A 1,912-nucleotide genomic window follows, 5' to 3' on the forward strand; every position below is an offset into this window, starting at 1 on the left:
CGCGTGCTCCAGACGGCAGACAAATCCCGTCCTGGCAAAAATCCGTGGTCCCCTGGTCGGCCCCCATCGCCATCCTGTAAAACGAGCTTGCCAGCCGCCCTGCAGGACTGGGACAAGATCGCAAAGCTCCTCAAGCCCGTCTACACCGCGGCGACCGAGGAAGCCGCACTCGAACGGTTCACCGAGTTCGTCGACGCCTGGGGCAACAAGTATCCGGCGATCGTGCGGCTGTGGGAAAACGCGTGGGAGGAGTTCACCCCGTTCCTGCGGTTCGACACCGAGATCCGCCGCATCGTCTGCACCACGAACGCGATCGAGTCCGTGAACGCCCGCATCCGACGGTCAGTCAAGGCCCGCGGATACTTCCCGAACGAGACCGCCGCCCTGAAGTGCGTCTACATGGCGATCATGTCGCTCGACCCCACCGGGAAGGGCCAGGCCCGCTGGACCATGCGCTGGAAGACCGCCCTGAACGCCTTCGACATCACCTTCGACGGCCGACTCTCCGCAGCCCGGCAGTAATCCCAACCACCATCGTTACACCGCTCGATTTACAGACCCCCGAAAATGCAGGCTGGTGAGCAGGTTCCCTGGCGGTACCTGTTTGATTTTTGGCAGGGGATCTGGCCGGCGGAGGAAACGAGGCGATGGTCAAGGGATGAATTCCGGTTCAGTTCTGGTGTGCTATCACCGATCGGTGGAGCAGCGTTGGCCCGATAGGAGGGCCGACTGGGGGATGAGGTCAGGAAGGTATTCGAGGCAGGCTGCCGGAGTAGATCCTTGATCAGCCCCGGAGGGAAGCCATGCGCTTGAGGAAGTATAGGTGGGGCATACCCGCTATGGTTGCCACAGTCGGTACCCTGGGGGTTGCCGTCCCGGCGAGCGCCGCGGGCGTTCCGAATTCATCGCCGACTGCAGCGAATGTGGAATGCATTTCTTCGACGGCTGAGGGTAAGAAGTTGGCTGCGAAACTTTCTGCGGGCATATCGGGCGCCCTGAAGGAAAGGAAGAACATGGCCTCCGTGTCGCTTTTTGACCGGGAGCGAGATATCACGTGTTCCTTGGGCGAACATAAAAAATACGACTCCGCCAGTTTGGTAAAGCCGATCGTGCTGGGTGCGCTTTTGCTAAGTGCAAGAGAGCATAACGGTTTGACCGATCAGGAAAAGGAGCTGGCACGGGCGATGATCGTGAGTTCCGACAACACTGCCACCACCACGTTGTGGGACCAACTGTCGGAGAACGGAGACAAGGCCAAACCCGTCCAGATCCAAAGATTCCTCGAAGCCGTCGGAATGCAGGGAACGGTCCTCGACAGAGACGGTTCTTGGGGTCTAACTCGGATCACCTCGGCCGACCAGGCTAAGCTGTTGAAGGCACTCACCACCAAGAATGATGATGACAGCCCGCTGACCGCCGGTGAGCGAGCGTACGCGCTGTCCCTGATGCGCGACGTACAGGCGGACCAGCGCTGGGGAACCCCGGCCGGCTCTCCGGCGGGAGTCGGCATCTACATTAAGAACGGTTGGCTGCAGCGCTCCCTGACCGGCCCAGATGATCCGTTCGACCGTGGTGACTGGAAGGTCAACAGCATGGGCGCCTTCCAGGGCGCTGGCCGTGACTACGGTCTCGTGGTCCTAACCGAGGACAACCAGAGCCGGACGATTGGTGACACGACCGGCTGGTTTTACGGCATCGACACCATCGAGTCAGTCGCCAAGGCCGTACACCGAGACCTCAACCCGACCGCAGCCGGCAAGGCCGCCTTCCAGCCGCAGCGCCCCAACCCCTCCGACGCGTTCAATAACTGAAAGTCCTAAGGAGCCGTATCTCAATCGATCATGGAACGTGCGGGTCGAACAGGTTTCCCGCCGGGGTGATCTTCCCGTTTTCCGCGCATAAAGACAGGGCC

General features: G+C 60.9%; 1 protein-coding gene and 1 pseudogene. Both read left to right on the top strand.

Going from position 1 to position 1,912, the window contains the following annotated elements:
- Positions 1–93 precede the first annotated feature (93 nt).
- Positions 94–522: pseudogene (locus tag ACZ50K_RS37845) on the top strand (transposase); the annotation flags it as partial.
- A 317-nt stretch (positions 523–839) separates the two neighbouring features.
- Positions 840–1,811, top strand: a complete 972-nt coding sequence (locus tag ACZ50K_RS37850) for a serine hydrolase (protein WP_468912027.1) — start codon at positions 840–842, stop codon at positions 1,809–1,811.
- The last annotated feature ends 101 nt before the right edge of the window (positions 1,812–1,912 follow it).

Source organism: Streptomyces sp. NPDC033845, assembly GCF_055576225.1.

Coding starts and splice junctions, on each gene's coding strand:
- ACZ50K_RS37850 (WP_468912027.1), top strand. CDS start 840: ATGGTTGCCACAGTCGGTACCCTGGGGGTTGCCGTCCCGGCGAGCGCC.